The organism is Corynebacterium sp. MSK044, from assembly GCF_030232825.1.
GTDB lineage: Bacteria > Actinomycetota > Actinomycetes > Mycobacteriales > Mycobacteriaceae > Corynebacterium.
In genome coordinates this window covers 1-5,401 of sequence record NZ_JASPJJ010000035.1, presented here as the reverse complement: position 1 = coordinate 5,401, position 5,401 = coordinate 1, and the positions used below count along the sequence as shown (strand labels likewise).

Below are 5,401 nucleotides of genomic sequence, written 5' to 3'. Positions count from 1 at the left end.
CTATCCAGTGTTGATTCCACAGATCGGGCCGTTGGAACCGATTCAAAATCAAGATCACCGTATTATCCCAGGCTGCCCCGGGAATCCGTATCGGTTTATCCACACGAAATGTCCCTTAAGCCGAGAAACGCTACAAGAAGTCAGCATTTCCCCAGGACCTGCTATCGACTTTCCAAAGTACGTAGTGAGCGCCTCCCCCAAAGACGCCATCCATTGGCCACCCAGCCGTCACTTCCACGTCGCGGACTGTTCAAAAACCCGGGCTATTTTCAAACGCGCACTGTAAGTTTTTCTGATGCGTTGAAGGATGTTTCTGTGTCTCGTTCTCGTTTCCGCAGCTTGGCCGCACTGTCGGTTTCTGCTGCTCTTGCCCTGTCCGGTTTCGCTGTTCCGGTTGCCGTTGCTGCTGATGTGGCCTCGTCGATCGTGATCAATGAGGTTGAGGCGAATGGCTCCCCGGACTGGGTCGAGCTGGCCAACACCAACACGGATGAGGACATTGATATCTCCGGCTGGTCCATCCTGGACGACGATGACACCCACACGCCGATTGTCATTCCCGAAAACACCAAGATCGAGTCAGGCGGCTACTACATCATCCACACCAAGGATCAGACCCCGGACGGCTCGGACGGTTTCGGCCTGGGCGGTAAGAAGGACCAGGTCCGCCTCTTTGACGTAAGCAAGAAGCTTATCGACGAAACCAGTTGGGACTTCCCCGACAAAATCGATTCCACCTGGGGCCGTGTCCCGGACATGACTGGTTCTTTCGCCGTGACAGGGGAGGCGACCAAGCAACTGAAGAACGAGGGCGCCGCCGGCGAAGAGGAACCTGACGCTCCTGAGCAGCAGGTCGAGCCGTGGCCGTACGACCAGGTGTACAACGTTGACCTCGGCGGTGATTTCTCCGGTGAAGACATGTCCGGCGTTGACTTTGATGACAACGGCCGCGCTTGGGTTGTGAACAACGGTTCCGCCAAGCTCTACGCCCTCGACTACGACAAGGCAGCCAAGAAGTATTCTCTGGCCGCGACGTGGACGTTGAAGTACGCCGACGGTACGGGCGCCCCGGATGCGGAGGGTGTCACCGTTGGTCCAGACGGTGCGATCTACGTGGCCACCGAGCGCAACAACGACGACAAGAAGGTCTCCCGCCCGTCGGTCCTGCGCTTTGAGGCGAAGAAGGGGCAGGAGGAGCTTAAGACGACCACGGAATGGAACCTCAAGGACGTCGTCGGGGACATCAAGCCGAATTCCGGCCTGGAAGCGATCTCTTACATCCCGGAGCAGAAGCTCTTTGCAGTTGGTGTCGAGGCCGATGGCAAGGTCTACTTCCTCGACCTGAAGGAAGATGGCACTTACGAGCTCAAGCAGACTTACCAGTCGCCGTTCGGCGGTGTGATGGCGCTTGATTACCGCCAGCAGGAGAAGCAGCTCCATGTGCTTTGCGACGAAGCCTGCGACGGCCAGTCCATCCTCCTTTCCCACAACGGCACGGAGTTCGTCCCGGCATCTGGCATTCAAGCGCGCCCGGCGGGGTTTGCCAACCTGGCCAATGAGGGCTTCGCATCCTTCACCTCCACCGGTGAGTGCGTCGCCGGAAAGGCAGAGGAAACCACTCGTTTCCTCTGGGCTGATGATGGTGTGACCGGCGGCATCTCGCTGCGCGGTGCGGAGTACGTGAAGTCCGTTGATTGTGATGGCGAAACCAACGGCTCCTCCATGAGCAAGGCCCCGGGCGGTGTGCTCATCGGCAGCATCGTCGGCGTGCTGCTGGCGTTCCTCGCGGGACTCCTGTCCGCTGGCCCAATTGCTCAGTGGGTGCAGGATAACTTGAATATCAAGTTGCCTTTTTAAGCGCATGAAATGCGCTTAAAAACTAGCGTTATCCAGCCGATTTGTGCCAAGTGTATAAGACAGGTTAATCTTTTCAAGGCTTCAAACGAGCGGCTAACGCTTAAGAGGCTTAAGCCCCCTTAGCTCAGTCGGCAGAGCGTCTCCATGGTAAGGAGAAGGTCAACAGTTCGATTCTGTTAGGGGGCTCTGTTTTTTGCTGGTGACAGCAATCAACATGGCGGTGTAGCTCAGTGGTAGAGCAAGCGACTCATAATCGCTGTGTCGCGAGTTCAATTCTCGCCATCGCTACTCATCTACCCGGCTTCGGCCGGAAGGATGTGCTCACCCTCCCAGGAGTGCATGAGTGTTCGTGGTAGGGTTGGCGTACTGTTTTGTGCAGTACACCAAAGGGGCGTGGCGCAATTGGTAGCGCAACGGTCTCCAAAACCGTAGGTTGCAGGTTCGAGTCCTGTCGCCCCTGCCACATAGACCCAAGTCGAGGAGAGCTGTGACTGAAAACCAGCCAGGCCGGAACGCCGCAAAACCCACTGGCAAACGTCAGATGAGCGGTGCATCGTCCGTCACCTCTGATTCCTACGAGGAGAAGCGCGCTTCTGTTCCCGTCGCTGAAGACAAGGACAAGCCGGGTAAGGGTGCTGCTGCATTCCCGGGTGAAGTTGTCCAGGAGATGCGCAAGGTTGTCTGGCCGACTCGCCAGCAGATGCTGAACTACACGCTTATTGTGTTTGGCTTCCTCATTGTGATGACGGCCCTGGTGTGGGGCGTGGACAAGGGTGCAGCCTGGCTAGTTGAGCAAATCCTCGTCCGATAGGTATAATCTCGCTGTAGAAAATCATCCCGCCACCCTGGCTTGCAGGGTAAGGCGGGATCAGTTTTTGGGTGAGCGCTGTAGGCTGGGCGTCACATCCACTTCCACTAACTCACAGCCCCGACGCATAAGGAGCGGTCATGGCAGACGATCAGTACAGCCCGGAAGACATCCAGGAAGATATCCAGGAGCAGGAAGTTGACATGGTCAGCGAAGGTGGTGCCGTAGAGGAGTCCACCGATCCGGAGACGCAGGGGGCGGATGAGAGAGTCGCTAAGGCTGAGGCCGCTCTGGGTGGAGAGCCGGAGGAAAGCGCGGACGCAGAGTACAAGCGTTGTCTGCGTGAGTACACCCGTGAGCTGAAGAAGCTGCCGGGCCAGTGGTACATCATTCAGTCCTACTCGGGCTATGAGAACAAGGTGAAGACCAACCTGGATATGCGTATTCAGACCCTCGAGGTGGAGGATTCCATCTACGACGTGGTTGTGCCGATTGAGCAGGTAGTGGAGCTCAAGGATGGCAAGCGCAAGATTGTGAAGCGCAAGCTGCTGCCGGGCTACGTTCTCGTGCGCATGGACATCAATGATGCTGCGTGGTCCGTTGTCCGTGGCACCCCGGGCGTGACCTCGTTCGTGGGTAATGAGGGCAACGCCACCCCGGTCAAGCACCGCGATGTGGCCAAGTTCCTCATGCCGAAGGAAGCACCGGTTGAGGGCGAAGAAGCAAAGGTCAGCCCGGAGGGGGAGACCGTCATCGCTATGCCGGAGCAAGAGGAGAAGCCGAAGGTCGCGCACGACTTCAAGGTCGGCGAGGCTGTCACGATTCTTTCCGGCGCGCTGGCCAGCGTTTCCGCTACCATCAACGAGATCGATCCGGAAACCGGCAAGATCCAGGCACTCGTATCCATCTTCGGCCGCGAGACCCCAGTGGAGCTCACTGCCGATCAGATCGAGCGCATCATGTAGCGTTTCGCTTATCGACGAAAAAACCGGTCCTCGTGGCCGGTTTTTCGATTTGGGGACATGGGTGTCTGTGACATACACTTATCGATCGTGCCTGCTTCAGGTGGGTACGTGAAAACGTTCATCCCCGGTCGCTGGGTAACCCCCGGAATCCGGAAGGGCGCATGCTAAACATCGTGGCTGCGTCCTGTACCAAGGAAATGAGGTAATTCGATGGCTAAGAAGAAGGTCACCGGCCTGATCAAGCTGCAGATTGAAGCTGGTATGGCTAACCCGGCTCCGCCGGTTGGTCCGGCTCTGGGTGCGCACGGCGTGAACATCGTTGAGTTCACCAAGGCGTACAACGCTGCAACTGAGTCCATGCGCGGCAACATTGTCCCGGTGGAGATCACGGTCTACGAAGACCGCTCCTTCGACTTCATCCTGAAGTCCCCGCCGGCATCCAAGCTGCTGCTCAAGGCTGCTGGCATCCAGAAGGGCTCCGGCGTCCCGCACACTGACAAGGTCGGTTCTGTGACTTGGGATCAGTGCAAGGAGATCGCTGAGACCAAGAAGGCAGACCTCAACGCTCGTGACATCGAGGCAGGCGCAGCGATCATCGCTGGTACCGCTCGTTCCATGGGCATCGAAGTGAAGAAGTAAATTCTTCTCATTGTTTTCCGGCGAGGTACGTGAGCTCCTCGCCTGTGGCAGGGCCTGGTCAGGCCCGCACCACATTCCCGACAACTTTTAAGGAATCAACATGGCCAAGAAGCACTCCAAGAACTACACCGCCCAGCTGGCAAAGGTGGACCGTACGAACCTGTACTCCCCGCTCGAGGCGGTCAAGCTGGCTAAGGAGACCGCGTCCGAGAAGTACGACGCAACTATCGACGTAGCAATGCGTCTGTCCGTCGACCCGCGCAAGGCTGACCAGCTGGTCCGCGGCACCGTCAACCTGCCGAACGGCACCGGTAAGACCGTCCGCGTCGCTGTCTTCGCTGAGGGCGAGAACGCTACCAAGGCTCAGGAAGCTGGCGCTGACATCGTCGGTTCCGACGAACTGATCGAGCAGATCAACGCAGGCAACATCGACTTCGACGTTGCCATTGCTACCCCGGACCAGATGGCTAAGGTCGGCCGCGTTGCCCGCGTCCTCGGCCCGCGTGGTCTGATGCCGAACCCGAAGACCGGTACCGTTACCCCGGATGTGGCTAAGGCTGTTTCTGAGTCCAAGGGTGGCAAGATCGCCTTCCGCGTGGACAAGGCTTCCAACCTGCACGCCATCATCGGTAAGGCTTCCTTCACCCCGGAGCAGCTCGCCGAGAACTACGGCGCTCTCCTGGATGAGGTTCTCCGCCTCAAGCCGTCCTCCGCTAAGGGCATCTACCTGAAGAAGGTCACCGTCTCTGCAACCCAGGGCCCGGGCGTCCCGGTGGACCCGTCCGTGCAGAAGAACTACACCGAGGCTTAAACCGCTTCGACTGGTCTGACCGACCCCGTCAGTGCTTCCCTTTTGGGATGCGCCGGCGGGGTTTTTGTTTTTTCGGCCAGGCTTTTCTTGGGGCCCTGCTACCAACTTTCCAAAGTTGGTAGCACCTCCTGGGGGAATAGTGTTTTTCTGTAGCGTTTTGCGGAGTGTGTCGCAGTGGGAGGCATCCGGTTCTGCATCATTCTTGAAAGTTGAGGGCAGTCCTGGGGTTTTGATAGGGGTTGTGTGTTCAGACCACCGATTTAGTAACGCCATGGTGAGGATCGAGTAACGCCCGGGTGAGTATCCAGTAACACCCGGGCG

Annotated in this window: 5 protein-coding genes and 3 tRNA genes; all 8 read left to right on the top strand. The window is 58.0% G+C overall.

All coding sequences use genetic code 11. The annotated features are described in order from the left end of the window. Positions 1-315: 315 nt before the first annotated feature. Positions 316-1,857, top strand: coding sequence for a lamin tail domain-containing protein (locus QP994_RS10800; protein WP_284866783.1), 1,542 nt, complete (start codon positions 316-318; stop codon positions 1,855-1,857). A gap of 113 nt (positions 1,858-1,970) precedes the next feature. Further along, positions 1,971-2,043: transfer RNA gene (locus QP994_RS10795), tRNA-Thr, on the top strand. Positions 2,044-2,073: 30 nt separating this feature from the next. Beyond that, a tRNA-Met gene (locus QP994_RS10790) sits at positions 2,074-2,145 on the top strand. Between the two features lie 99 nt (positions 2,146-2,244). Then, positions 2,245-2,320: transfer RNA gene (locus QP994_RS10785), tRNA-Trp, on the top strand. A 24-nt stretch (positions 2,321-2,344) separates the two neighbouring features. Further along, entirely contained in the window at positions 2,345-2,668 is a 324-nt protein-coding gene (gene secE, locus QP994_RS10780; RefSeq protein ID WP_284856327.1) for a preprotein translocase subunit SecE, read from the top strand. Between the two features lie 137 nt (positions 2,669-2,805). Further along, positions 2,806-3,630 (top strand): transcription termination/antitermination protein NusG, encoded by an 825-nt coding sequence (gene nusG, locus QP994_RS10775; protein ID WP_284866781.1) that lies wholly within the window; start codon positions 2,806-2,808, stop codon positions 3,628-3,630. Between the two features lie 210 nt (positions 3,631-3,840). After that, a complete protein-coding gene (gene rplK, locus QP994_RS10770; RefSeq protein ID WP_269966291.1) occupies positions 3,841-4,269 on the top strand; it encodes a 50S ribosomal protein L11 in 429 nt (142 codons plus the stop codon). 100 nt (positions 4,270-4,369) lie between these two features. Beyond that, positions 4,370-5,080, top strand: a complete 711-nt coding sequence (gene rplA, locus QP994_RS10765; RefSeq protein WP_284856329.1) for a 50S ribosomal protein L1 — start codon at positions 4,370-4,372, stop codon at positions 5,078-5,080. Positions 5,081-5,401: the final 321 nt, after the last annotated feature.

Coding starts and splice junctions, on each gene's coding strand:
- nusG (WP_284866781.1), top strand. CDS start 2,806: ATGGCAGACGATCAGTACAGCCCGGAAGACATCCAGGAAGATATCCAG.
- rplK (WP_269966291.1), top strand. CDS start 3,841: ATGGCTAAGAAGAAGGTCACCGGCCTGATCAAGCTGCAGATTGAAGCT.
- rplA (WP_284856329.1), top strand. CDS start 4,370: ATGGCCAAGAAGCACTCCAAGAACTACACCGCCCAGCTGGCAAAGGTG.